26 protein-coding genes and 2 pseudogenes are annotated in these 25,312 nt (G+C 63.2%); 7 read left to right on the top strand and 21 right to left on the bottom strand.

The genetic code is table 11. The features are described from left to right. Nucleotides 1–2 precede the first annotated feature (2 nt). The 3 genes from QZ656_RS23930 to QZ656_RS23920 all read right to left on the bottom strand — a co-directional run bounded on the left by QZ656_RS23930 (nt 3) and on the right by QZ656_RS23920 (nt 3,755). Entirely contained in the window at nt 3–1,019 is a 1,017-nt protein-coding gene (locus QZ656_RS23930; RefSeq protein ID WP_291995741.1) for an HD domain-containing phosphohydrolase, read from the bottom strand. Beyond that, entirely contained in the window at nt 1,016–3,232 is a 2,217-nt protein-coding gene (locus QZ656_RS23925) for a helix-turn-helix domain-containing protein (RefSeq protein ID WP_291993414.1), read from the bottom strand. Before QZ656_RS23925 ends, QZ656_RS23930 begins: the two co-directional genes overlap by 4 nt. 148 nt (nt 3,233–3,380) lie before the next feature. Then, nucleotides 3,381–3,755 (bottom strand): hypothetical protein, encoded by a 375-nt coding sequence (locus tag QZ656_RS23920; RefSeq protein WP_291995740.1) that lies wholly within the window; start codon nt 3,753–3,755, stop codon nt 3,381–3,383. A 253-nt stretch (nt 3,756–4,008) separates the two neighbouring features. Between QZ656_RS23920 and QZ656_RS23915 the strand changes: the two genes are divergently transcribed. The 3 genes from QZ656_RS23915 (at nt 4,009) to QZ656_RS23905 (ending at nt 6,745) form a co-directional block, all read left to right on the top strand. Further along, nucleotides 4,009–5,049, top strand: a complete 1,041-nt coding sequence (locus tag QZ656_RS23915) for a toll/interleukin-1 receptor domain-containing protein (RefSeq protein WP_291995739.1) — start codon at nt 4,009–4,011, stop codon at nt 5,047–5,049. Nucleotides 5,050–5,068: 19 nt separating this feature from the next. After that, the gene (locus tag QZ656_RS23910; protein WP_291995738.1) at nt 5,069–5,476 is read left to right on the top strand and encodes a hypothetical protein; all 408 of its coding nucleotides are present in this window, start codon (nt 5,069–5,071) and stop codon (nt 5,474–5,476) included. 84 nt (nt 5,477–5,560) lie between these two features. Then, nucleotides 5,561–6,745 (top strand): Fic family protein, encoded by a 1,185-nt coding sequence (locus QZ656_RS23905; RefSeq protein ID WP_291995737.1) that lies wholly within the window; start codon nt 5,561–5,563, stop codon nt 6,743–6,745. A gap of 1 nt (nt 6,746) precedes the next feature. Here the strand turns inward: QZ656_RS23905 and QZ656_RS23900 are convergent, their stop codons facing one another. Further along, nucleotides 6,747–7,067, bottom strand: coding sequence for a hypothetical protein (locus QZ656_RS23900; protein WP_291995736.1), 321 nt, complete (start codon nt 7,065–7,067; stop codon nt 6,747–6,749). Nucleotides 7,068–7,133: 66 nt separating this feature from the next. Here QZ656_RS23900 and QZ656_RS23895 point away from each other — a divergent pair, with 66 nt between their 5' ends. Both QZ656_RS23895 and QZ656_RS23890 read left to right on the top strand, forming a co-directional pair. Beyond that, a complete protein-coding gene (locus QZ656_RS23895) occupies nt 7,134–8,321 on the top strand; it encodes a hypothetical protein (protein WP_291995735.1) in 1,188 nt (395 codons plus the stop codon). After that, nucleotides 8,209–10,266 carry an SUMF1/EgtB/PvdO family nonheme iron enzyme gene (locus QZ656_RS23890; protein WP_366522236.1) on the top strand — a complete coding sequence of 686 codons (2,058 nt, stop codon included), beginning with the start codon at nt 8,209–8,211 and terminating at the stop codon, nt 10,264–10,266. The genes QZ656_RS23895 and QZ656_RS23890 overlap by 113 nt, the downstream gene beginning before the upstream one ends. A gap of 82 nt (nt 10,267–10,348) precedes the next feature. Here the strand turns inward: QZ656_RS23890 and QZ656_RS23885 are convergent, their stop codons facing one another. From QZ656_RS23885 to QZ656_RS23820, 15 genes and pseudogenes are all read right to left on the bottom strand, one after another. After that, complete coding sequence (locus tag QZ656_RS23885) at nt 10,349–10,558, bottom strand: DUF559 domain-containing protein (protein ID WP_291995733.1); 210 nt, start codon at nt 10,556–10,558, stop codon at nt 10,349–10,351. A 48-nt stretch (nt 10,559–10,606) separates the two neighbouring features. After that, nucleotides 10,607–11,473: an HD domain-containing phosphohydrolase gene (locus tag QZ656_RS23880; RefSeq protein ID WP_291995732.1), complete on the bottom strand. Its 867-nt coding sequence runs from the start codon at nt 11,471–11,473 to the stop codon at nt 10,607–10,609. Then, nucleotides 11,463–11,957: a hypothetical protein gene (locus QZ656_RS23875; RefSeq protein WP_291995731.1), complete on the bottom strand. Its 495-nt coding sequence runs from the start codon at nt 11,955–11,957 to the stop codon at nt 11,463–11,465. Before QZ656_RS23875 ends, QZ656_RS23880 begins: the two co-directional genes overlap by 11 nt. Nucleotides 11,958–12,234: 277 nt before the next feature. Next, complete coding sequence (locus QZ656_RS23870) at nt 12,235–12,507, bottom strand: hypothetical protein (RefSeq protein ID WP_291995730.1); 273 nt, start codon at nt 12,505–12,507, stop codon at nt 12,235–12,237. Nucleotides 12,508–12,688: 181 nt separating this feature from the next. Then, nucleotides 12,689–14,608: a 2Fe-2S iron-sulfur cluster-binding protein gene (locus tag QZ656_RS23865; protein WP_291995729.1), complete on the bottom strand. Its 1,920-nt coding sequence runs from the start codon at nt 14,606–14,608 to the stop codon at nt 12,689–12,691. 96 nt (nt 14,609–14,704) lie between these two features. Beyond that, a complete protein-coding gene (locus QZ656_RS23860; RefSeq protein WP_291995728.1) occupies nt 14,705–15,202 on the bottom strand; it encodes a hypothetical protein in 498 nt (165 codons plus the stop codon). Beyond that, on the bottom strand, nt 15,195–16,766 hold the full coding sequence (locus QZ656_RS23855; RefSeq protein WP_291995727.1) for a hydrogenase iron-sulfur subunit: 1,572 nt from the start codon (nt 16,764–16,766) through the stop codon (nt 15,195–15,197). The genes QZ656_RS23860 and QZ656_RS23855 overlap by 8 nt, the downstream gene beginning before the upstream one ends. A gap of 390 nt (nt 16,767–17,156) precedes the next feature. Further along, on the bottom strand, nt 17,157–17,621 hold the full coding sequence (locus QZ656_RS23850) for a tRNA (cytidine(34)-2'-O)-methyltransferase (RefSeq protein WP_291995726.1): 465 nt from the start codon (nt 17,619–17,621) through the stop codon (nt 17,157–17,159). Then, the gene (locus tag QZ656_RS23845; RefSeq protein ID WP_291995725.1) at nt 17,618–17,845 is read right to left on the bottom strand and encodes a hypothetical protein; all 228 of its coding nucleotides are present in this window, start codon (nt 17,843–17,845) and stop codon (nt 17,618–17,620) included. Before QZ656_RS23845 ends, QZ656_RS23850 begins: the two co-directional genes overlap by 4 nt. A 2-nt stretch (nt 17,846–17,847) precedes the next feature. Next, nucleotides 17,848–18,513: an SCO family protein gene (locus QZ656_RS23840; protein ID WP_291995724.1), complete on the bottom strand. Its 666-nt coding sequence runs from the start codon at nt 18,511–18,513 to the stop codon at nt 17,848–17,850. Nucleotides 18,514–18,549: 36 nt separating this feature from the next. After that, a complete protein-coding gene (gene cyoE / locus QZ656_RS23835) occupies nt 18,550–19,446 on the bottom strand; it encodes a heme o synthase (protein ID WP_291995723.1) in 897 nt (298 codons plus the stop codon). 144 nt (nt 19,447–19,590) lie between these two features. Then, entirely contained in the window at nt 19,591–20,466 is an 876-nt protein-coding gene (locus QZ656_RS24265; protein WP_366522235.1) for a cbb3-type cytochrome c oxidase subunit I, read from the bottom strand. Between the two features lie 106 nt (nt 20,467–20,572). After that, a pseudogene (locus tag QZ656_RS24260) lies at nt 20,573–21,220 on the bottom strand (cbb3-type cytochrome c oxidase subunit I); the annotation flags it as partial. Between the two features lie 70 nt (nt 21,221–21,290). Beyond that, complete coding sequence (locus QZ656_RS23825) at nt 21,291–21,842, bottom strand: cytochrome C oxidase subunit II (RefSeq protein WP_291992657.1); 552 nt, start codon at nt 21,840–21,842, stop codon at nt 21,291–21,293. Between the two features lie 30 nt (nt 21,843–21,872). Continuing rightward, complete coding sequence (locus QZ656_RS23820) at nt 21,873–22,022, bottom strand: hypothetical protein (protein ID WP_291992658.1); 150 nt, start codon at nt 22,020–22,022, stop codon at nt 21,873–21,875. 292 nt (nt 22,023–22,314) lie between these two features. On the opposite strand from QZ656_RS23820, the gene QZ656_RS23815 reads away from it, so the two are divergent. Together QZ656_RS23815 and QZ656_RS24255 are read left to right on the top strand one after the other, a co-directional pair. Then, nucleotides 22,315–23,361, top strand: a complete 1,047-nt coding sequence (locus QZ656_RS23815) for a COX15/CtaA family protein (RefSeq protein WP_291995722.1) — start codon at nt 22,315–22,317, stop codon at nt 23,359–23,361. Next, a pseudogene (locus QZ656_RS24255) lies at nt 23,327–24,168 on the top strand (COX15/CtaA family protein). The gene QZ656_RS23815 and the pseudogene QZ656_RS24255 overlap by 35 nt, the downstream one beginning before the upstream one ends. A gap of 301 nt (nt 24,169–24,469) precedes the next feature. Here QZ656_RS24255 and QZ656_RS24250 read toward each other — a convergent pair. Beyond that, nucleotides 24,470–24,799: a copper chaperone PCu(A)C gene (locus tag QZ656_RS24250; RefSeq protein WP_366522234.1), complete on the bottom strand. Its 330-nt coding sequence runs from the start codon at nt 24,797–24,799 to the stop codon at nt 24,470–24,472. Between the two features lie 140 nt (nt 24,800–24,939). Next, on the bottom strand, nt 24,940–25,312 hold a 373-nt coding region (locus QZ656_RS23795; protein WP_291995720.1), incomplete at its 5' end, for a DUF1318 domain-containing protein.

Raw genomic sequence — 25,312 nt, 5'->3', positions numbered from 1 at the left:
CGCTAGGGCAGGGCGGCGTCGCCTGGCCCGGCGCCTTCGCCGGCGCTCAAGCCCGCCTGCAGTTGCCGAAGCCAGTCACAGATCGCGCGCTCGCCTGGTTTGTCGGTCGTTTCCAGCGTCGGAAAACGAGCGAAGACATCGTCGACGATGGCCTTCAGCTGCCAGCTGGTTTCGTGCATCAGCATCGCCAGCTCGCTCACCGCGGCGGGCTGGTCGCGCAGACCAATGCCGACCGAGGCGATTTGATCGGGGTGCAGTCCGGCGTCGGCCAGCGAACGTTCGAGTACCGCGACTCGATCGGCCAGGAATTCGCCGATGGCCGGCGCGTCCGTCGTGTAGTTTTCCAGCTGTGAGCGCAGCTGGCGCCATTTGTCGCACTCCCCGGCAAGCCGTTTGAGGCGCTCGGCCTGCGGCTGTTCCGGCTGCAGATCGGCCTCGTCAGCCACCGCGTGCTCTTGTTCGAGCAGTTTCAGGATCTGCGTCGTCATCGCCTGGTCAAACTTGCTGTGGTTCAGGCGCAGGATCACCGACAGTTGTTTGTCGGGCTCGCGCGCGTTTTTTTCGAGGAGCGCAGCGACCAGTTCGGCAAGCAGCAGAATGCGTCCCTCAACGCTGATCTCGTCGCCTTTCAGGCCACGAGGATAGCCGCTACCGTCGTGTCGTTCGTGGTGCTCGAGGATCGCTCGCGCGACGGTCGGCGGGTATTCCGGCTGCTGCTGGACGATCATTCCGGCGGTCAGCGGGTGCGCGTGTAGCTGTCGCCGCTCGGCGGCCGTGAAGATATGGCCGGCGAGGAAAATTTCCGGATCGATATGCAGCACGCCGAGATCATGCAGCAGGGCGGCCGCCGCCAGCGCCCGCAACTTGCCTGCCGCCAACTGTTGGCGGATGCCCAGAAACAGCGCGACCAGCATCACTTGCACGCTGTGCTCGAAGACGGCGCTGCGGCAATCGCGGGCGACCGTCAAGCGGAAGGCAATCGGCGGCGGCAGATCGATCCTCAGAAAACCTGATCTCACGGATTTTGCGATGTACCGAGTTGCAGGATCAAGCGGAGGTTGGAGCGTGGGAAGACAGTCTCGGTAGAGTTCAACTCGTCACAGAGTTTTCGGACGGCGCGGTCAGACACGCCATGGGCCATGTGGTGCAGGCGTACGGTCAAGGTTCCAGCCTGAGCGTCGGGGAGCAAATCCGCTTCGGTCGTGTAGATCGCGCGTAGCAAGCTGCGTGCCTCGTCCGGGCGCGCGAGCAAGGGTGCCAGGACGTTGGCCATGGCCGTTTCGGCGCGATAGGCAATCATCTTGAGCGTGTCGAGCAGCTGCTTGCTGTGGGTGCTCAGCCGGCGAAATCGGTTTTCTTCGGGCAAGTCCTTAATGTCGAGATGAGAGGGTGTCTCCTTGCGTTGTTCCTTCAGGGTCTTGAGTTCGTCTTGCAGATGTTCGATCTCGTCGTGGGCCGCGGCCTTTTTTGCGACAAAAGCATCGACTTTCACGGGGTCAATCGTCTCGTTGAGGTTGAGCGCGCCGAATTGGGCGAGCCGGCGGCTGAGCTTGCTGGTCAGCGAGCGCACCTGGCCGTCGAGGGTTCTGCGAGCCGGGTTAACGACGCGTGCGGTATCAGGAATTTGTTCGGTCTGATAGTCGGCCAAGCGGTCCAGGGCAAAGTGTTCACGGGCATACTTGAAGAAATTTTCCTGAGACCACCGGGCGAACAGGGTGGCCGCCAGGAGCCCTATGCCGGATTGGTAATCCGTGCTGATCAGGGCGACCTGGCGACCGGTGTGACAGAGCTTGCGTATCTCGCGTACCCACAACACGCCACCGAGAAGCGTGCCCCGTTCGGCGAGTTGCATGCGTACCCGTTCACCGCTGCGCAACTCGACCGTTCCGTCGACAAACTCCTCGGCTGACCAATCGTCACCGGGGTACTTGCGATAGGAGAGACAGGCAATGCGACGAGCCTTCAGGCGTTTGAACAACTCCGGACTATAGCCTTCGCGATCGAAAACCAGGGTGAAGCGATGGCGCAACGGTTCGGCTGCCAGCACTTCGGCGTTCGGCTGGCCCGGGATATCCCGTTCCAGACGGGGTAGAATCTCGCCCTCGAGGACCTTGATCAGGCCGGGATCGACGGCTTGCGTGACCCGAAAGAAGGGCTGCCCGTCGATCGCGTTGACCCAGTAATCGGCCGTCGCCCGCTGGCACAGCCGCTGCCGCGCGATGTAGTGGCGCGGCAGCTTGGTCTGCTCGCCGTAATACACCCGCACATGCGCGTCGACGTAAAGGATGCCCGCTTGTGCCGGCGCCGCCGCCATCCAGCGCCGACACAAATCGGCACTCCATTTTTCGGCCTGATCACCCTGACTCAGGAGCTGAATCTTCTCGCGCAGGGTGCGCACTTCGGGAATCCGATCCAGACCCAGCAGTTTGCCCCATTCGCCAGGCGCACAAGTGCGCAGGGACTCGACCGATTCCAGCCGTGCCAAGGCCATGAAGGCGATCAACATCAACAGACTGTCAATCCCATAGTAGCCCGGTGGCAGGGGAAGCCCCTCCGCTCCTTCGAGCAGCCCAACTGCCAGCAAGGCGGGCAGCGCAAACAACACGCCGCCACGCGGCACGTCGACGGCCAACTGGAACTGCGGGAGCACCGCATTCAGCCCACCCACGCTAGCCGCCACCCGGGCTTCCACGTTGCTGGCCCCAACCCCCATCGGGGCGGCGCTGTCGAGTGCGCTCCGCTCGCTTTTGGTGCTCACGACGAGCGCGCAGGTCCCCTTCGCCGCCGGAACATGCAGCCGCCCAGCGCGCACCGCTTTCGACAGGGTGTCGCTTTTGATCCCCAGTTCAGCCGCCGCGCTGGGTACCGTTTGGCCCTCGTCCAACAAGGCCTGCGCCTGCTTCAACACCTCTGCCGTCAGCACCGCCGGACCACGGCGCCGCGGCGGAACATAGAATCCTTTCGGCCCCTCCTGCCGATAGCGCTTCAACGCACGCTTGACACTCAACGCGGGCACCCCGAAGGCGCGCGACACGTCCACCACGCGTAAATGACCCTGCGCGATAAACTGCGCCGTAATCATCCGGAACGTCGCCAGATCGTCCTCGGCATGACTGAACACCGGCAGGACCCCGTGGAAATACACGACTTGTCCATCCTCTTTCCCGACAGACAGCAGTTCCTTGACCGGCGTGACGGCATCAGGAAAAATCGGCAACAGCAGTTGGGGCATCCGAATCTCCAGCAAGCTCCGCGTGGCGCCGAGCAAAAACGCGTACTATCTACCTTTCTCGGTATCTTCGCAATATCCGACACACCCCCCCGCCACAAACCCGAACTGCTGCTCGTCCGGCAACCTAACCTCATGAACTGCTACGGATTTAGAATGACGATCGTGCAAACGTCATGGCGCCGAGATCAGGTTGTCTGATCCTGGCGATGGCGGCCAGCAAGATGGCGCGATCGCCGAGGTCGGCAACCAACTGGCCGTAGAAAGCTCTTTCGGCGACCAGGCGCTCGGCGTGATCGCGTAACTCGTCCACGGTGACGCTGTTCTCTGCCGTCAGGCAATTCTCGATCGGTACTCGCAGCTTGTGATTGAGCAGTCGATCGTAAAGCCCGCTGTCGACGCGCACGCCGCTGTCGATCAGTTTCACGCCAACGCTTGAATAGATCGCCTGGTGAGCAATCACCAGCTGGAAATCACCGAGCCGCGTTGCCGCCTGGAGAAAAGGTTCGTCGCCGTTATTGCCCATGACTTGTCTGCTTTCGTGGGAGGCGTTGGCGTGCGCTGCGGACGCCAAGTCCGCGTGCATAAGGAAATGGAAGCGGCTATCCTGATCGCGGTCGCTTGATCGGCGCCGGGAGCGCTGGCGCTGATCGCGCATTCTATCCAGATCCCGTCGACCGTGCCGACTTTCCCGGCAGTGCCAAGGAAGCTCGATGCCCTTATCGGGTCGGCGCCTTGAGTCCTATCCCGGCCCTAATGAATCTGGCGGAGGTGGCAAAATGTTAACGAAGAAACTTTTCCTGGCGTCGTCAGCGGAACTCGCCGACGACCGGCGCGAATTCGAGATTTTCATCAATCGCAAGAACAAGGACTGGGTCGCTCGTGATGTCTTCCTGGAACTCGTCGTCTGGGAGGATTTTCTCGACGCGCTGTCGCCGACGCGACTGCAGGACGAATACAACAAGGCGATTCGCGGCTGCGATATCTTCGTCATGCTGTTCTGCACCAAGGTCGGCCGCTACACCCAAGAAGAGTTCGCGACCGCTTTCAAGCAGTTCGAGGCGACCAAAAAGCCTTTCATCTTCACCTACTTCAGGGAGGCGCAGGTCAGCACCGGCAGCGCCGACCGAGCCGATCTGAACAGCCTGTGGACGTTCCAGGACAAGCTGAAAGAGCTGGGCCATTTCCAGACGGCCTACAAGAATACCGATGCGCTGAAGTTGCATTTCAACCAGCAACTCGACAAGCTGGCCGCTGCTGGATTCATTGAATTCAAGCCCGAGCAAGGCGCCGCTGCGGCGCCTGCCGGTGATAACTACCAGGCGACGTTGACCGGCTCGGGCGCGATCGCGCAGGGGCGCGGCGCGCAAGCCGTCGGCGCCGGGGGGGTACTGGTCGGCGGCAACAACAGCAGCAACATCAACACCGGCACGCAGTCGCATACCAACTCCGCTGGAGGCACTCACATTGGCGGCAGTGTGCACACCGGCGGCGGCGATTTTGTTGGCCGTGACCAGATCAAGTCCGGCCTTTCGCCGCACGATCTCGAGGCGCTGTTCGCGCCCCTGCTGGTCGCCGTCGCGCAGCACGCGCCAGCCGCCGAGAAAACTGCGGCCGTGCAGCAGGTCCGGCAACTCAAGACCGAGCTTGCCCAAGGCCCACAAGCTGCTGACGACAAGGTCGGAAAGATCCTTGAAGGTCTGGCGGCGATGGTGCCGGCAGCGATCGGCGCCATCGTCAGTGCCTTCGCGTCGCCGCTGCTCGCGGGTGTCGCCGGGCCGGTGACGAAGTTCGTCTTGAATAAGCTGCGCGGCAGCTGAGGGACGGGCGATGGCATCGATGCCGATTGACCTGAACGACGTCGAGGCGCTGAGGCGTCGCGTCGCCGAACTCGAGGGCGCCCAGCACGCCAGCGTCAGTGCCGCGGGCGCGCTCGCGCAGGGCGGCGGCGACGTACTCGGCGAGCGCGGCGCGAAGGTCGGCGGCGACAACTCAGGAACGATAGTCACCGGAACGATAGTCACCGGTACGCAGATCGTCAGGGCATCCTCATGCCGGCGGACCCATATCTGGCACCCATCCTCCTCAGGCACCCACACCGTCATTGCGAGGAGGCGCAGCCGACGCGGCAATCCAGTTCCACACTCTGATTTTTTTCGGCCACCGCATCGACAACGCGAACGGTCAAACGATGCCAGCGCGGCGATTTCATCCGAGGGGGGCGGAGGCATGGTGTCGCGAAACTAAAACAAGAATCATGCTTCCCTTCCATGCTAAACGCTGCCTATCATATGGGCTGTATTCAGATCCATATGCAAGGGAGGGAACAGCATGGTGATTGGTGCCGAAACCTCGACGCGTGCCGGACGCTACATCAGCCAAGCGACCGGCTACCGCGCCTTCATCCCGGCGCGTCTTCCGCCAGAGCCGGCATTGGAGTTCACCGGCGAGCTGCCGAGTCTGCTGTCGGCAGCGGATCGGGCGCTTGGACGGCTCGACGGTTCGGTGCTGACGCTGCCGAACCCCGACCTCTTCGTCTTTATGTACGTGCGTAAGGAGGCGGTGCTCTCCAGCCAGATTGAAGGCACCCAAAGCTCGCTACAAGATTTGCTTGCCGCCGAGGCGCAGATGTTCGACCAGGATCTGCCGCGCGACGTCGATGAGGTCATCAACTATGTACGTGCGATGAACCACGGCCTCGCGCGGCTACGCGAGTTGCCGGTTTCGGTGCGGCTGATCCGCGAGATCCACGCCGAGCTGATGCACGGCGTGCGTGGTGGCGAGCTGCAACCGGGCGAGCTTCGCACCAGCCAGAACTGGATCGGCTCCGCGGGCTGCACGCTCAGCACGGCGAGCTTCGTGCCGCCGCCGCATCACGTCGTTCCCGAAGCCTTGAGTGATCTGGAGAAGTTCCTGCACGCCGACGACAGCTTGCCGCCACTGGTCAAGATCGCGTTGGCGCATGTACAGTTCGAGACCATCCACCCTTTTCTCGACGGCAATGGGCGTGTTGGCCGGCTGCTGATCACCTTTCTTCTCACCGAGTGCGGCGAGCTGCACAAGCCGGTGCTGTACCTTTCGCACTACTTCAAACGACATCGACAGGCTTACTACGAGCATCTGCAAGCGGTGCGCGAGCGCGGCGCCTGGGAAGCCTGGCTGGGGTTCTTTCTGCGCGGCGTCATCGAGGTGGGGGGTGAGGCGGTTGAAACCGCGCGGCGTATCCTCCTACTGCGCGAGCAGCACCGCGCCGCGATTGCAGATCGGCTGGGCCGAGCGGCCGGTAGCGGTCATAAGGTCCTGGAGTCCTTGTTCGACCGGCCGATCGTCGCCGTGAACGATATCCAGCAGATGACCGGCACCACCTACCCCGCGGCCAATAATCTCGTTTCCCGCCTGGTCGAACTGGGTGTGCTCAGCGAGATGACGGGCTATGCACGCAACCGGCGTTTCCGTTATGCACCCTACATCGCGCTTTTCAACGACTGCGGTCCCGGTGTCGAAGAGAGCGCATGAGTCAATCCGCCTTTCCGCAACGCGAACCGCCTGTTTTGCTGGAAGCGGCACTGCTTGACCGGCCGGCGGCAGCCAGTGTAGTGGTCAAGTCATTTCGGCGCTGCGCGTGGTCAGCAGGCTCCAGCGCGGCGTTGGTCGTGTTGGCGGCGTAGTGCCTGTGGCGTTCATCGTACGCTTGCATTATCCGCACGCGGTTTTTGACGACGATCGTGGCCAGCGGTTTGGCGGTGCAGCCATTCGCCGTCACGGCGCCCGAGCCGCATCGTTCGACCGCCAGCGTGGATCGTTCTATTGCCGGCGGGAAAGGTCGTATCGGCGGCATCGAGCGTTTTCCCTCCGGCTAGCTTGGCTATACTGTCCCGCGAACCGCCTAAACGGAACCCTCACGATGACCACCAACAAACTCTTTCTTGCCTCGTCCTCCGAATTCTGCGACGAGCGGAAGGAGTTTGAGCTCTCCATCGCCCGCAAGAGCAAGGAATTGCGCCCTCGGGGCGTCGTCATAGATGTGGTGCTCTGGGAAGACTTTCTTAATGCCATGTCGAAGACTCGGCTGCAGGACGAGTACAACCAGGCGATTCGCGAATGCGATCTTTTTGTGATGCTGTTCGGGAGCAAGGTTGGTCGCTACTCGGCCGAAGAATTCGAGACGGCCCACGCGCAATTCAAGGCCAGCGGCAGGCCCTTGATCTTCACCTATTTCAAGGATGTGCAGTTCAGTTCCACCAGCGTCAACCGGGAGGATCTGGCAAGCCTGTGGGCGTTTGAGGACAAGCTCAAGGTCCTGGAGCACTTCCCGACCGTCTACACGAACATGGACCAGCTGAAGCATGAGTTCAATCAACAACTGGATAAGCTGGTAGCAAGCGGCTCGATCGGATTCGCGTCGCAGCAGTCGCAAAAGCCACCCAGCGGCGATGCTGGCGCGATCGCCGGCAGGACCTACCCGGTCGACGGCTATCTGCGCTGGTTGCGCAGCCATACGGAGTCCATTGAGCTGCGCGGCATCGAACGCGCTGGTGGCGCGCTGGTGGTGTCCTTGCCGCTGGAGGCCGCTTATGTACCACTACGTGCGCGGCCGATCCCGCGGCCCGGTGACGCGCAGGACCGAGTCGTAGCGTCGCGCCGTGCCCGCAGCAGCGGCGACGCTGGCGAGGACACAGAAGCCGATGAGCGCGACAGCGATATCGACCTCAACGAGGTGCTCGGTCTTGGCAATCGCCTGGTAATCATCGGCGGGCCGGGCTCGGGAAAAACGACGGTGTTGCTGCACATGGCGTGGGCGCTGGCCTCGTCGCTGCTCACCGGTCAGGCAGAGCCGGCGCAGTCGCGCCTCGGTTTGGCGGTGGCTGCTGGCAGCGAACTGCCCTTGCCGATCTTCGTGCCGCTGGCGTCGTTCGCCCGCTTTCGCCGCGAGCTGCCGGCCAGCGCGGGGGGCGCGCGCGCGAACGCTGGCGCACTTCATCTCGTATCACCTGATCAGGAAGCAGGCCGACGTCGATCTGCCCGACGATTTCTTCGTGCAACTCCTCAGGGATGGGCGGCCGGTGATCCTGCTGCTCGACGGGCTCGATGAGGTCGCCAATGAAGCAGAGCGCGCCGAAGTGCGTGCGTCGGTCGAAGAACTGGTCAGTGGCCAGGAGCGCATGCGCGTCGTCGTCACCTGCCGCACCATCGCCTACCGCAGTGGCGGCACCGCACTCGGTGTGAAATTCCGTGAGATTGCCGTGCAGCCGCTCGATTTCGAGCAACACGTCGTACCGATGGTGCGGCAGGCCTACGCCTGTATCCACCCTCAGGACGCCGATTTGCGCAACGAGCGCGTAGAGGAGCTCTTGGGCGGCATTCAGCGGCTCGAAGAAGAGCGCCGCGCGCGCCTCGGCGACGATGCTCACGTGCTGGTGGACAGTCCGCTGATGGTGCGCCTGCTGTTGATCGTGCATGTGAACAACCGCACGCTCCCTGACGGGCGCGCCGAGCTCTTCGACAAGGCGATCAGTGCCCTGCTGCAAGTCGACTACGGGCGCGAGCAGGCCGACATCCGCGAGCTGGCAAGCGACTGGAAAGTGTTTCGCGACATGGCTCAGCATCTCGCTTTCCACATGCACCAGCAAGGGCGTGACCAGGGGCGCGAGATCGGCGAACGCGCGCTGCAGAAAGTCTTGTGCGAGGAGAGCGAATTCAAGCCGCACATCGAGCACTTCCTCAGCCACGCCCGCCATCGCGGCAGCGTACTGGAGGAGCGCCAGGGTGCCTATCGCTTCATTCATCTGGCTTTGCAGGAATTCCTGGTGGCGCGCTACCTGCGCGAAGTGACCGGCGGCGAGGGCCGTGAAGCGATCCTGGCCGTTCTCGGTGATCGCCTCGCCGATCCGTGGTGGCGCGAGCCGATCCTGCTGCTGGCTGGTTACTGGGCCAGCAACGCTGCCAGGCCGGCACGCGATCTACTCGGCGCGCTGGCCAGAGCCGGTGACGAGCCGAATGCGCAGTTCTCGGCCGCCGAACTGGCGGATTCGGCGGCGCTGGAATGGCGCGAATGCGGCGAAGCGACCCGCGCTGATTGCGCGCGGCGGATCGTCGAATTGCTCGGCGACGAGACGACGCTGCTCGGCGCGACACCGCTCGTGCGCGCTCGTGCGGGCGAGGTTCTGGCGGCCCTGGGCGATCCGCGTTTTGACCCGCAGCGCTTTTGGCTACCGGCCGACGAGATGCTCGGCTTCCTGCGCATTGCGGCGGATTCGGAGTTCAGGATCGGCACGCGCAAGGCGGACGCAAAGCGGGTCGGGAAGGTCACCGGCAGCGAAGTAGACAATTACGAAATCAATGATGCGCCCACGCCAACGCCCGAGTTCCTTATCGCGCGCTACCCGGTCACCGTTGCACAGTTCCGCGCCTTCGTCGAGGCGACACAATACGAGATCGGCGATGCTGACGCTTTGCGTGACGCGGACAGCCGACCGGTGCGCTACGTGGGCTGGCACGAGGCGATCGCCTACGGCAACTGGCTGAACCAGATGCTTGCCCGCTCGCCGCTGTTCGAGGGACGTGACGCGACCATGCTCGTACGCGAGCGCCACTGGCGAGTTGCGCTGCCCAGCGAACTGGAGTGGGAGAAAGCTGCGCGCGGTGGGGTGCGGGATGCGCTGTTTTCATGGGGCAATGACGCCGACCCGGCTCGGGCTAACTATGATGACTCGGAGATTGGCGATACGTCGGGCGTCGGCTGTTTTCCGGCCAACGATCTTGGCCTATACGACATGATTGGCAACGTATTTGAATCGACGCGTAGCGTCTGGGGAACGGACTGGGAGAAGCCTGACTTCGGCTATCCCTACCCCTTCGACGACCGCAAACGCGAGGCACTTGACGCTGCGAACGACATCAAGCGGGTCGTTCGCGGCGGCTCGTGGAACTTCAACCGTAGCAGCGCCCGCTGCGCCTTTCGCGGCTGCCTCGTTCCCGGCTCCCGTAGCTACTTCATCGGCTTTCGGGTGGTGTTGCGTTCGTCCCCTGATGCGTAACCGTGTCCTCTGCTTCCTCTGAACTCTGTGCCTTTGGTGCGCTGACTCTGGAGGGGGTGCGGGGGAGACTTCCCCCGCCACGTTACTTTTTGCCTGCTCGGTCCGCCAGGCCATTCGCGCCAGCCGCCATCATTCGATGCCCGGCGAAGCTCTCGATTTCCCGTGCGTCTCCTGGCGAAGTGACCGATGCCGACTTGTCCACCGCCGCCATCACCGCCTCAAGCACCGTCGCGGTATTCCTCAATATGTCGTTGTTCCAGAAGCGCATGACTCGGAATCCCTGAGACTTCAACCAGTGACGTGGTGGCGCGCTGGTGGTGTCCTTGCCGCTTGAGGTGGCCTATGTGCCACTACGTGCCGGGCCCGGCGACGCGCTGGAGCGAGCGACAGCGTCGCGCGGTACTTGTCCAGCGCTCAAGTCCGCCTGCAGTTGCAGAAGCCAGTCACGGATCGCGCGCTCGCCTGGCTTGTCGGTCGCTTCCAGCGTCGGAAAACGAGCAAAGACATCGTCGACGATGGTTTTTAGCTGCCAGCTGGTTTCACGCATCAGCATCGCCAGCTCGCTCACTGCGTCCGGCTGCTCGCACAGATCGATGCCGGCCGAAGCGATCTGATCGGGGTGCAGTCCGGCGGCCGCCAGCGAACGTTCGAGTATCGCGACTCGATCGGTCAGGAATTCGCCGATAGCCGGCGCGTCTGTCGTGTACTTTTCCAGATCCGAACGCAGCTGCAGCCATTTGTCGCACTCCCCGGAAAGTCGTTTGACGCGCTCGGCGTTCACCTGTGCCGGGTCCAGATCGGCCTCTTCAGCCGCCGGCTGTTCTTGCTCGAGCACTTTCAGGATCTGCGTGGTCATTGCGTGGTCAAACTTGCTGTGGTTCAGGCGCAGGATCACCGACAGTTGCTTTTCAGGCTCGCGAGCGTTCTTTTCCAGGAGCGCAGCGATCACCTCGGCGAGCAGCAGAATGCGCCCCGCGACGCTGATCTCGTCGCCATTCAGGCCGCGTGGATAACCGCTGCCGTCGTGTCGTTCGTGGTGCTCGAGGATCGCTCGCGCGACTGCCGGTGGGTATTCCGGCTGCTGTTTGACGATCATTCCGGCGGTCAGCGGGTGCGCGCGCATCTGTCGCCGCTCGGCGGCCGTGAACAAACGGCCGGCGGCGAAGATTTTCGGGTCGATATGCAGCATGCCGAGATCATGCAGCAAGGCCTGCCGCCGCCAGTGCCCGCAACTCGCCTGCCGCCAACTGCTGGCGGATACCCAGGTACAGCGCGATCAGCGTCACTTGCATGCTGTGCTCGAAGACGGCGCTGTGGCAATCGCGGGCGACGGTCAAGCGGAAGGCAATCGGCGGCGGCAGACCGATCCTGGCGATGGCACCGAGCAATGCGGCGCGATCGTCGACATCGGCGACCAACTGGCCGTAGAAAGATCTTTCAGCGACCAGGCGTTCTGCCAGAGCGCCTAACTCGTCCCGGGTGACCGTGTTTTCTGCTCTGAGGCATTTCTCGATCGGCACTCGCAGCTTGTGCTTGAGCAGCCGATCATAAAGCGCGCTGTCGACGCGCACGCCACTGTCGATCAGTTTCACGCCAACGCTTGAATAGATCGCCTGGTGAGCAATCACCGGCTGAAAATCTCCCAGCCGAGTTGCCGCCCGTAGATAATGTTTGTCGCCGTTATTACTCATGACTTTTTTATTGTCGGGGGCGCTGGCGAGTGCCGTGGACGCGAAGGTCCACGTGCCTAACGGAAGCGGCTCTTCTGATTGAGCTTGATTGATCGGCGCCGGAAGCGATGGTGTTGATCGCGCATTCTATCCGGATCGCGTCGACGCTGCTGGCCATCCCGGGGGTGCCGAGAAAGCTTGATGCAGTTATCGGGTCGGCGCCTTGAGTCTTATACCGGCGCGAATGAAGCTGGCGGAGACCGTAAAAAAGAACAAGAAGAAGCTCTTCCTGGCGTCGTCATCGGAACTCGCCGACGAACGGCGCGATATCTTCGTCATGCTGTTCTGCAGCAAGGTCGGCCGTTAGGCCGAAGAAGAGTTCGCGAACGCTTTCGGGCAGTTCTAGGCGACCGGCAAGCCAGTCATCTTCACCGACTGCATGCAGGCACCGGTCAGCATTGGCAGCGCCGACCGAGCTGAGCTGGCAAGCCTGTGTAACGTTCCAGGCGCGCTGAAAGCGCTGGGCCATTTCCAGACCGCCAACAAGGACAGCGATGGGCTGAAATTGCATTTCGGCCGCCAACTCGACAAGCTGGTCGCCGCTGGATTCATTGAATTCACGCCCGAGGGCAGCTTCTTCCCCCTCTCGCCAAGCCCTCTCCCGCGAGGGGCGAGGGGCTTGGTGGGCTGTTGGCGTGGTCAGTTTAGTCCAGCCGCGCAAGGGCGCCGCGATGGCCCGTCGCAGTCAGGTCCTACGAACCCTGTCTTGGCTGGAACGCCATCGACCTGGCCGAGACGCTGAAGGCGTCCGAGAAACACGCGCCGTCTTCGGCGCCGTGCTGCTTGAGGAAGGGGAAGATCGCTTCGACCATGCGCACCGAGCCGCAGGCGTAGATTTCGTGTTCCTTGAGCTCGGGGAAGTCTTCGAGGATGGCTTCGTGGACCAGGCCGGTGCGGCCGCTCCAGGCGGTTTCCGACTCGGGTTCGGAGAGTACCGGAATGAAGTGGAAGTTGTCGTGTTCTTTCGCCCAGCGCGCCGGCAGTTCCGGCAGGTAGAGGTCCTGCAGCGTCTTGACACCCCAGTAGAGGTGGATCTGGCGCTTGAGGCCGCGCTGGAAGGCGTCTTCGACCATGCTCTTGACCGGTGCGAAGCCGGTGGCGCCGGCGACGAAGACGATCGGGCGCTCGGATTCGCGCAGGCTGAAGTCGCCGATCGGGCCTTCGAAGCGGACTTCGTCGCCTTCCTTCATCTTCTCGAAGACGTGCGTGGTGAACTTGCCGCCGGTCATCAGGCGGATCTGCAGTTCGACGAACTCGGGTTCGTGCGGCGGGTTGGCGAAGGAGAAGGCGCGCCGTTGCTCGTCGTCGAGGATGATGTTGATGTACTGGCCGGCCTTGAACTTGATCTGCTGGCCTTCGGGCAGCTTGAGCAGGACGCGCATCACGTCGTAGGTGAGCTTCTCCATCTTGACGACGCGCGCGGTGTATTCCTGGATGCCGCTGACGACGGTGCTGGCCTGGTACTCGATGATTACGTCCTCGAGCGCGGTGGCGCAGCACGACAGAACCTTGCCTTGCGCCAGTTCGGCGTCGGAGAGTGCGCTCGGCTGGTAGAGGCCGGGGTCGACCTTGCCTTGCAGGACGGTGCATTTGCAGACGCCGCAGCCGCCGTTACGGCATTCGTAGGGCAGGTTGATGTCCTGGCGCAGGCCGGCGTCGAGCAGCGTTTCGCCAAAGCGCGCGCTGACCGATTTGTGATCGGGCTGGAAAGTGATCGAGGTCAGTGCCTTGGCCGATCCGAGCCGCTTCGGCGGTAGCCAGGGAACGAGGAAGAGCAGGCCGGTCAGGCCGAGAACCCAGAACCAGAGATGCAGCGGATTGGTGACATAGACCAGCGCCAGCACCGGCAACTCGAACCAGTCGAAAGCGATGCCGGTCGGTACCACCGACATGTCGGCTTCGCCGCCCTGGCTGAGAATCGGCTTGACCAGCGCGAGCATCACGAACATCAGTGTCACGGCGATGGCGACCGGCCGTGGCGGATTGATGTGCGCGCGCGGGACACGCTGGACGTGTACCCACATCACGATGGCGATGATCAGCGGGACGCCGATGTGCATGAAGGCGAGCAGCGTGAACAGGCGACTGTTGACGCTTTCGAGGAACAGGAAGTTGCGGATCAGCGTGCCGTTGAACATCGGCAGGATGTCGAACCATTCGGCGGTGGCGATGACCACGAATTGCGCCAGCTTGTCCCAGACGAGCATGAAGCCGTTGACGCCGGCAATGTAGATCAGCCACAGCAGCGCGACGCCGGTCAGCCAGGAAAAAGAGCGGAAGCCGCGATAGCGGTCGTAGGCGAAGTGCCGCAGCATGTGCAACAGCATCGTCAGGATCATGCCGTCGGTGGCGTAGCGGTGCACGCTGCGCAGGATGCCGCCCAGCCACCACTGGTTGTGGGTGATGCTCTCGACCGACTCAAAAGCGTCATGAACGCCGGTGTCGGCGAAGATGTAGAGATAGAGACCCGAGCCCAGCAGCAACCAGAATTGCCAGAAACTGATCGTGCCGAGGTGGTAGAAGGGGTTCAACTTGTCGCCAAAAGCGATATTGAACACGTTCTCGATACGCATGAACAGCCAGCGGATGACTTGTTGAATGATTTTGACCATTTTTGATGTCAGCTCGGGAAATTGATTAGGCGTGCGTGCCTGTTGGCGGGGGCATGTGCCGGCAGCAGCGTCTGGAGTGATTGGCAGTGGTGGCGATCACTTGAAGTACAAGCCGCCCTGGTCCGGATTGAAGTCGATGACCATCACCTGCCGCGGGGCGAGAGTGATCTCTTCCTCCTGGACGAATTTGAAGCCGGGATTGATCAGCTTGTCGTTCATCCTGACCGCCAGCTGGTGGGTGCCGGCCTTGACCTCGAAGCGCTTGTACACGGTTGACACGCCGTCCTTGTAGAGGCCGGTGGGGTGCATCACGGTTCGCAAAACATCCTTGCCGTCGAGGTCGACTTCGAGCTTGATGTCCGAGCGCTCGCGCGGGCAGTCCATCGGTGCGCGCATGTTCGGCGGCATCTTGGCGAGCTCTTCGGGTGTCCGTTTGCGACAGTCACGGTCGCCGAGGTGGCTGATCGAAAGCTTGATCAGGGCGACGTCGTCGGGGATCTGGTGATATTTCGGCGAGGTGGCGAAGTAGCCGATGAAAGCGGCAAAGGCGCCGTAGAGGATCACCTGGCCGACGATGGCGGCGGGTTTAAGCATGATGTGAAGCACTCCGCAGATAGGGTGGAAGGCGGTCGGTCGCAACCTCGAGGGTCTCGATCCGGGTTCTGAGTTCGCTTACCGCGGCGGCCAGCGCGCCGCTGTCGTGCGCCGAGCCGAGTAGCAGTTGCAGTCGCGAGGGCGGCACGTTGTGGCGCAGGTGCGGTTCGCGATCGCCGCGCAGGCGCTCGCTGGTCCAGCGCTCGCCGAGGCGGAAATCGCAACCGCCGCCGCGGCAGGCGGCGACGACGACGCCATCGGCGCCGCCGCGCAGCGCATATTCGACAAAGGCTGGCGGCAACATGCCGGCGCAGATCAGGTCGATGACCGCGGTGTCGGCGGCGGCCAGTGGCGCGGCTTCGGCACCGCGCGCGCAGGAAAAAACGACGATGCGCGTGCGGCCGGCGAGTTGCGCCAGCGCGTGTTCGAGCTGCTGGCGCAGCGCGTTGACCGGCAGTTGCGGCATGTCGATGCCGGTGACCAGCGTCTCGCGCCGGCGGAAAGGCGTTGATGATGGGCACGAGCCGGCGCAGATGCCACAACTGGCGCAGAGGTCGGCGTCGACGACGGCGAGCTTCAAGCCGGGTCGGCCCGGGTGCGGCGCCATGGTGATCGCCGCGTAGGGGCAGTCGACGTGGCAGCGGTCGCAGCCGGTGCAGTTGGCCGGGTCGACGACGGCGATTGGCTGCGCCCTGGCGTGCGGTAGCAGCGGCAGCGCGAAGAGCAGTGCCGTCAATCCGAAGAGCAGCGACCAGACAATTGCCGGCGAGCTGAGGTCGGTCAGCGGATGAATGAAGAGGATGAACCAGTCGTAAGCGAGTGCGCCGGGAACGGTCGCCAGATCGGCCGGTGGGTTGCTGAGCGCGGGTCTGAACAGCGCCAGCAGCGTCAGGGCGGCGGCGGTGCTCAGCATGACGCGTCGCGTCGGCAGGTAGTCGACGTGGCTGACGCGATGAACGTGCGCCCACAGGCCGAGGATCAGGAGCAGCGGGACGCCGAGATGGATGAAGATCAGGACCGTGAAGAAGCGGTCGCTGAGCGCGCTCGGCGACAGGAAATTGCGTGCCGAGGGCTCGCTGAAGATCGGCAGCCAGTCGAGCAGTTCGGTGGTCGCGGTGGCGGAAAGCTGCGCCAGTTCGTCCCAGACGATCCAGTAGCCACCGATTCCCGCGATATACGCCAGCCAGATCAGCGGGATGCCGGTCATCCACGAGTACAGGCGGAAGCCGAAGTAGCGGCCGTACGACCATTCGCGAACGAGGTGCAGCAGCATCACCAGCATGAAGCCGTCGGAAGCGTAGCGATGCAGGCTGCGCAGAACGCCGCCGAGGTACCACTGCTCGTTCGAGAGGTAGCCGATCGAGCTGTAAACGGCGTCGATGCCGGTGTCGAGGACGGTGTAGAGATAGAGGCCGCTGCCGACGATGATCCACAGCAGATAGAGAGCCATCGCGCCGAGATGGCGCAGGGGGTTGTCCTGGCCCCCAAACGGCGTATCGAAGGCTTCTTCAACACGCAGAAAAACGCTCTTCGTGCCGTTGCGCAATGCGGCGTGGACGCTCACGTGCTGGGGGCCTCTGAAGCTTGGTTGAGAATAATTATTAGCCGCTGATTATATAGCTTGCGGGCAGGAGGCGACTTGACACGAGTCAAATTGAAAACAAGCCAGGACGGGCCAGAGGAGCGTTGGCCGACCTCAGGGCTTGCTGCCGCTTGGCAGCGTTCGCCGCGCCGCCGCTGGCATTGGCAGCGGCCACAGCCAACACGCGTCAGGCAGCCAAACCGTCATTGCGAGGAGGCAAAGCCGAGGCGGCAATCCAGCTCTACCCGCTAATTTTCGTTCCATCACGGCGTCGACAACGCCAGGAGCCAAAGCTCTGGATTGCCGCGTCGGCTGCACCTTCTCGCAATGACGATCGCCACGAGCCTGGCTGCGCCGGCGTGCACCATTGCCCTAGACGCCCTCGGCAAAACCCCCTTGCCGCCAGGCCTCGAAGACCATCACCGCGACGGCATTCGAGAGATTCAGGCTGCGCTGTCCGGGCAGCATCGGCAGGCGCAGGCGCTGCTCGTCGGCAAATTCGGCCATCACTTCGGCCGGTAGTCCGCTGGTTTCCTGGCCGAAGACGAAGACGTCGTCGCTACGAAAAGCGGGGCTGTCGAAGCGGCTGCTGCCGCGGGTGCTGATCGCGAAGCGCCGCCGCCCGGCCAGGGCGTATTTGCACGCCTCCCAGTCCGGGTGGCGGAAGACGCGCGCGAACTCGTGATAATCGAGGCCGGCGCGCTTCAGCGAGCGGTCTTCCCAGCGAAAGCCGAGCGGCTCGACGAGGTGCAGTTCGCAGCCGGTATTGGCGCACAGACGGATGACGTTGCCGGTGTTCGGCGGGATCTCGGGCCGAAAGAGGACGACAGCGCTCACGGCGTCCTGGGCTGCTCGCGGCGCCGATTCTTCCAGAAATTGATCGACAGGAAGATCATGAAGCCGACGAAGGTCAGGAAGCCGGCGAACATGAAGTACAGCGAGTAGTCGGTGCGGTACTTGCCGGTGAGCGGGTCGTAGACCGAGCAGATGATGCGCACGCGCTGCATGATCTCCTGCAGGGTGCCCACTTCGGGCGGAATCGCCGAACCGGTGATCAGCACCTTCAGTGGCTCGCCGAGGTCTTCGGCGGTGAATTTTCACCGTAGACCTGGCGGACGATCTTGCCTTCGGCGTCGACCATCGTCACCTGGTTGAGGTGGTCGAAGCCGGCCGCGGTGGCGACGAAGCGAAAGCCGAATTGTGCCGCCAGCGCGTCGACGATCGCCGGCGCCGGGCTGAGGAAGTTCCAGTTCGGCAGGTCGATGCCGTACTGCCGCGAAAAATCCTTCAAGGCCGCCGGCGAGTCAAAGGGCTGGTTGAAGCCGATGCTGATCACGTTGAAGCGGTCGGCTCCCATCACGGCGACGGTGTTTTCGAGCGCTTTCTGGAGGTTACGGGTGGTCGTCGGGCAGACCTGGAAACACGCCGTGTAGATGAAGTTGACCAGCAGCGGCTTGCCACGATAGCGCGACAGCTCGACGGGTTGGCCCTGGCGATCGAGCAGAACGAAGTCGCCAAGCTGCTTGCCGATGACGCTTTGCGAGAAAGCGAAGGCGGCTTTTTCGTCGAGCGAGGTCAGCGTCAGGCCGCCGCTGAGCAGCCCTTGTGGGCGAGCAGTGAGCTTGGGAGCTTCGGCCGCTGCCGGCTCGGCAAGCAGCGCAGGTGCGGCGAGAAAGAGCAGCGCCGCCACCAGGGCGCGAAAGTACGGACCAACGCAAGGACCAATCATCGAAAGCTGCCAGTTGTGGATCAGGAAGTCGGCGCGTCAAGGCGCCAATTGGCTGTCCACGATGGCTGCCAGCAGCACCAGTGTCAACTGTATCAGCGAGGCATGAAAGCAGGTCATCGCTGTCTTGCGGTTGGTTTCGCGAGTCAGCAGCCAGGCTTTGTGGATGAACAGGAAGCCGCCGACGGCGGCGCCGACGAAGTAGATCACGCCGAGGCCGAAGGCCAGCGGAATCAAGGACGCGGCAACCAGCGCCAGGGTGCTGTAGAAGATCGTCCGGGCGGCGCGCTGGTCGCCGACGACGACCGGCAGCATCGGCACGCCAGCGGCCGCGTAGTCGTCGCGGAAGGCGATCGCCAGACTCCAGAAGTGCGGTGGCGTCCACAGAAAGAGGACCAGCGCCAGCGCCAGCGGCACCGCACCGACCTGCGGGTCGGCGGCGGTGGCGCCGGCGAGTACCGCCCAGCTACCGGCCAGCCCGCCAAAGACGATATTCAGCCAGGTCCGGCGCTTCAGCCAGACGGTATAGACGATGGCGTAGAAGAAGCCGCCGAGGAAGACGAAGAGCGCCGACCAGGCGTTGAGTGCCAGCCAGGCGGCGCCCACCGACAGCGCCATCAGGCCGGCAATGATCAGCAGCCAGATCGGGCCGTGGCGCAGTTCGCCGGTGACGAAGGGGCGCTTGCTGGTGCGCGCCATCAGGTGGTCGCTGTCGTGCTCGTAATACTGGTTGAAGGCGCCGGCGCTGGCTGACGAGATCAGCACCGAAAGCGTCAGTACCAGCAGTTGCAGCGGGCTCAGGCTGGGTCCGGGGCCGACCGCCAGGCCAGCCAGCGCGGTGAAGGTGATGACGACGCCGATACGCAACTTGAAGACGCCCAGAATGGCACGGAAGGGAAAGCCGGAAGTGCTGTTCGGTGGGAGCGTGGATTGCATGAGTCTCGATAGCGGTAGCTTGAGGTAATGGTTTGCCGTGAAAGCCGCTTTGCGGGCGGCTCAGACCTGCTTGAATCGGGCCTGCAGCAGCTCCAGGCCCGATTGAGGCAGGCCCCCACGCCGACGGCGTGGGGGAGGGCTCGATCAGCTGAGCAGCCAGACTTCGGAGAGGTACTTCCAGTTCACGAAGTAGTAGAGGACGAAGGTCACGAACAGCAACAGAGCCAGGACAACGGTGCCGGGGACCGGCACGTGGTCGTTACCATGCGCGACGGCCGATGCCGCCTGCGTGTTCGCCGGGATCGGTGTCGGCTTGTCGGAGACCTTGCCACCGTCAAGCTTCTTGCCGAACAGCAGTGAGCCGACGATGAGCAGGATCCACAGGCCGCCACCGATCACCGCGAGCACCCCGAAGATACCCGTCAGACCCATCATCAGGTAGGCAGCGCCCGGCCATTCATACTGGAACGGTGCGCCCGAGAAGGCCATGTCCCAGTGCCGGCGGGAAACGCCCAGCGTGCCGGCGCCCATCATCACCAGGCCGAGAATGCCCATGCTGATGCCGTACAGGTAGGGCTGGATCTGGCACAGCTTCGGCAGGATCAGCTCGCGCCGGAAGAGCACCGGAACGAGCAGGAAGGTGATCGACATGAAGGCCAGTGTCGTGCCGCTGACAACCGTGGTATGGAAGTGGCCCGGGACGTAGAAGGTATTGTGCATCAGCATGTTGATCTGCTCGGTACCGAGGACGACACCGGAGATGCCGCCGAGGAAGCCGAAGCTGACCAGCGAGATGAACATGCCCGAGAACACCGGGTTGCCCCAGGGAGCCTTGCGCAGCCACTCGAAGAGGCCGTTGGTGAAACCTTTGCGCCTTTGCGCGGCTTCGATCGCACCGGGAACCGTGAAACCGTGGATCATCGACGCCATCACCGCGAAGTACATGAAGTACGAGGTGTTGAGCACTTTCCACTCGGCGCTCATGCCCGGGTCGGACAGCAGGTGGTGCGCGCTGGCCAGTTGCAGGAAGAGGATGTAGAGCAGGAAGGCAAAGCGCTGAAACTTTCTCGGACAGCGGCTTGGCGTTGAACAGCACGGCGGCGGTCAGATACCAGACCGAGACGTGTGCGGCAACGTTGATCTGCTGCGACGAGTGCCCCAGGCCCCACCACACCATGCGGTACAACTGCGCGTCGATTTCCTTGATCCAGCCCATCGACCAGAAGAAGGTCGGGATCAGGATGCCGGCGCCGGAGAGGATGGTGAAGGTGGCGATGATCGCCGCGGTCAGCGCGCCGAAGGTCACCAGTGGCAGCGAACCCTGGTAGGTCTTGTCCTTCTTGGCGACGACCAGCGTGCCGAAGAAGACGCAAGTGCCGAGCAATGCACCGACGGCGACCAGGATGATGCCCAGGTAGAAGTGCGGTTGCGCCTGCATCGGTACGTACGAGGTGAACATCACGCTCGATTCACCCTGGAAGATCGCGACGTTGGTGATGATGCCGCCGACGACCATCAGCCAGAAGCCTAGCCAGGCGACCTTCGGTGCCGCTATTCGACAACGCAGCAGCGTCGATGAGGCGAAGTAAAGAACGGCCATTTCGAAGAACAGGATCCACAGGATCAGCATGTCGATGCCGTGGGCGGTAAGGATCAGGTAGAACTGGTCGGCGGGCAGCAGCTTGATCGCCGGCCAGCGGGTGAGGATCACCAGCAGCGCGGTGACGCCGCCGACGAGCAGCCAGAGGACGCCGGCGACGGCATTCCAGCGCATCAGTTTCTCGGCCTGGTCCTCAAACTGCATTCCCGAGATCGGACAGGTACGGTACGTGGTTGCCATCTATTTACTCCCCCTTTTTCGTCACGTAGATACGGCCGAGCATCGAGGAATGGCCGATACCGCAGTATTCGTTGCAGACCACGGCGTAAGTACCTGCCTTGGTCGGCGTCATTTTGACCACGTGCTCATAGCCGGGGATCACCTCGATGTTGATGTTGACCGGTTGCAGCGAAAAGCCGTGCAGGTAATCCATCGACGACAGGTGGATCTTGTAGGTTTGACCTTCCTCGAGTTCGAGGATCGGGTACCAGGCCCACAGGCGGGCGATCAGGTAGCCGTCACCACCAGCGGGGACCTTGACCACCGGGATGTCCTGGTCGGTCTCGGTACGGATGGTGTTCTCGGCGATGAATTTCTCGGCCTTGGCGGCGAACAGCTCGGGGGTGATCCTGTACGCCTCGTTGGACAGGTTCTGCTTCCCGTAGACGTGCCAGTAAATCATCATTCCGAACATGATCATCCCCCACACGAAGGCGATCGCTATCCACGCCCATTCGACCTTGTCGATGGGTTGCTTCCACCAGAGCCGATCTGACGGCGGCAGAATTGCACTCATATTTCTTTCTCCCTGATGTGACTGACTGGCTTACTTGGCAACCGGCGTGTTCATGATGTCGATGATGCCCCACAGGATGTAGAGCAAGCCAGGCGACGCCACACCGAGAAACAGCAGCAGGAAGTGGTTGTCCAGCAGCTTCTGCATGAACGGGATGTCGTCATCTTTCTCGTCGACCATGGGTAGTCCTCCATCACTGATTGGCGCTCGTGGCGCTTGGCATTTGCCGCTAGCGGCGAATTTCTTGGGCTTTCGGGGCACAATTGGCGGAAGGATACCCGCTCTTGGCGGGCTTTTGATTTGATGCACGTCAAGAACGCGGAAAGACGGTGGTTGCCGGCAAAGCCAGCAAGGACGGGGCTTGCAGGCCCGGCCCTGCGACTCATCGTCGCAGCCGCCGGAGCGCTCGGGGAGGCGCTTAATCGGCCTATAATCCGCGCTTCGCTCATCCTCTCTTGGCCGGGTTCCTGGTATGGACAAAGTCGCTCGTCGGCAAATCGCGCTCTGGCTGCTGATCTGCAGCGCCATGGTCTTCTCGATTCTGGTCGTCGGCGGCGTTACCCGCCTGACGCATTCGGGTCTGTCGATCGTCGAGTGGAAGCCGCTCATCGGCGTCGTGCCGCCGCTCAACCAGAGCGAATGGGACGAAACCTTCGACAAGTACAAGCAGACGCCCGAATACCAGAAAGTGAACCATCAGATGTCGCTCGACGAGTTCAAGGGCATCTTTTTCTGGGAGTACTGGCACCGTGTCCTGGGGCGCCTGATCGGCGTCGTCTTCCTGCTGCCATTCCTCTATTTCTGCTGGCGACGCAAGGTCGAGCGGGCGCTGGTGCCGAAGCTGCTCGGGATCTTCCTGCTCGGCGGCATGCAGGGGGCGATGGGCTGGTACATGGTCAAGAGCGGCCTGGTCGATGACCCGCGCGTCAGCCACTACCGGCTGACTGCACATCTGTCGCTGGCTTTCCTGATTTTCGTGGCGATGTTCTGGCTGGCGCTCGGGCTGCTCGCCGAGCGCACCCGCACGACCAGCGATGCGACGCTGCGAGGCTTGCAGCGCATCGGCTTCTGGCTGCTGATCCTGGTCGGCTACATGGTCGTCAGCGGTGGTTTTGTCGCCGGAATTCGCGCCGGCAAGGCGTACAACAGCTTTCCGCTGATGAACGGCCACATCCTGCCGCCGGAAAGCTTCGTCATCGATCCCTGGTACCTCAACTTCTTCAACAACATGGCGCTGGTTCAGTTCGACCATCGCCTGGGCGCCTGGCTGCTGGCCTTCCTGGTGCCGTGGTTCTGGTGGAAGATCAAATTGGCGGCGGCGGTGTCGGCCACCGCGCGGCGGGTCGCGACGCTGCTTCTGGTGATGCTGTTGGTGCAGATCGTGCTCGGAATTTCGACGCTGTTGCTGGCCGTTCCGGTCGGGCTGGGCGCTGCGCATCAGGGCGGGGCGATGCTCGTCCTCGGGATGCTGCTGTGGTTGAACCATGAATTGCGGGTGGCGCGCGAGTGGCGCGTGTGACGAGCTCTACCCGTTGATCAGCAGCCCGGCTTGGCGCTTGCGGCGAATCCGCCAGACAGCGCTGCTGCTGACCGCGTTGTCGCTGTTGGTGGTGCTGCTCAGCGCCTACCTGCGGCTCGATGGCGCTGGCCTGGCTTGCGCGAATTGGCCCGCGTGTTACGGGCAGCTGCTGCGCGGCGAGGTGCAGGCGCCGGCGCTGGCCTTGCCGCGACTGCTGCATCGTGCTGCCGCGTCGCTGATCCTGTTGCTGGTCGGCTACCTGCTCTGGCTGTGCCTGCGTCGTCCGTCGATCCGGCCGCTGGTGCGTCCGGCGACGCTGCTGGCCGTGCTGGTACTGGCGCTGGCAGTGCTCGGCTTCTGGAGTTCGGACCCGCGCCTGCTGCTGGTCGGTTTTCTGAATATTCTCGGTGGCCTCGGTCTGGTGACTTGCTCGTGGCGAGTGGTGCTCGCCAGTAGCCCCGCCTACCCGGAACGCGCGCGGCGCGCTTCGACGCCGACGCTGGCGCTGCGTCTCGGTGCGGCCGTGTTGTCACTGACGGTCGTTGTGGCGCGCTGATCGGTGCTGGTTCGGCCGCACTGGCTTGCCCTTCGTTTCCCGACTGTGGCGGCCAGTGGTTGCCGCGGCGGTCGGCTGGCCCGGCTTGGCAAGGCTTCGCGACGCTGGCTGTGGTGCCGCCGGCCGGCGATGCGGCGGCGGTGACGCTGCATCTGTTGCACCGTTGGGGGGCGCTTGCCGCGCTGCTGCTGCTGCTGCTGCTGCTGCGCTGCGGGACTCTACTGACGGCGCCACGCGCAAGCTGGCCGTGATTTTGCTTGCTGCTGCTCGCCAGCGAAGTTGCGCTCGGCGGGCTGGTGGTGCGCAGCGGCTTCAATCTGTCGCTGGCGGTTCGCCCATGTCGTCGGTGCCGCGGTGCTGCTGGCGGCGCTGAGCAGCCTGCGCCGACGCTAGCTACACTTCAGGACGCGGCGCCGCCTGGCGCGCACCCAGCGGCCTCGTCTAGTGTGTGCTGGTGGTCGCTGGCCGGTGCCGCCATCGCCGTCAGGTCGCGGACCTCGGCCTTGATCTGGACGGTCTCGACCTGCTTGTCGGGGCCCTCGATTTGCAGCGTCAGCGGTACCGAATCACCCTCTTCAGCGGCTGTTTGAGGTTCAGCAACATGACGTGGTAGCCACCCGGGGCCAGGTGCACAGGCGTGCCGGCAGGCAAGGCCAGGCGCTCGACGGCGCGCATTTTCATGATCCCACCGTCCATCTTCATTTCGTGGATTTCGCTGACGCCGGCTGCCGGGCTGACTACCCCGACCAGCGCCGCGCCGGATTTGCTGGTGATTTCCAGGAAGGCGCCGGTTGCCTGCTGGCCGCTGACGGTGCCGCGTACCCACGCATCCTTGACCTCGACGTCGCCGGCGAGTGCGCTCGCCGCCGCGGCGCCAAGCACGATGGCCAGCGCCAGTTGATTCTTCTTGCTTTCAAGCTGTACTCCTCGGTCGTTCAGGGGAGGCTGGATTATAGACGGCGGCCCGGCGCGGCGCGGCTGCGACAAAATGCCGCAAGCGACGCTTGCCTAGCTGGCCGCGTTCAGGGCTTCTGGTGCCAGTTGCCTTGCGCGTCCTCGACCCACCAGCCGGAATGAAACTGCGCTTTCCAGCGCTTGACCTGCGCTTCGCGGGCGGCCGGCTCGGCGTCCTGGCCGCCGTGCGCTTCGGCAAGGGCGTAGATCAGCGAGTTGCGGTCCGGGTTTTCCTGGTCGATGAGTTTCTCGGCGATCTGCCGTTGCGCCAGGTTGAGCCGGCTGCCGTCACGGATCTTGATCATGCCGTCGTTACCGAGGCCGATGATCCCGGGATCGTAGAAATAGACCAGTCGCGAGCTTCGTTGCGCGAGCGTGTGCCTGACGATGATCACCGGCGGCGTGCCGATATCGAGATTGATCGGGTCGCTGGGCGGCGCG

Origin of the sequence: Candidatus Accumulibacter sp. ACC003 (assembly GCF_907163085.1) — a bacterium.
In the GTDB taxonomy this organism is placed as follows: Bacteria; Pseudomonadota; Gammaproteobacteria; order Burkholderiales; family Rhodocyclaceae; genus Accumulibacter.
The sequence above is the reverse complement of the archived record's forward strand: the minus strand, read 5'-3'. Positions and strand labels throughout refer to the sequence as shown.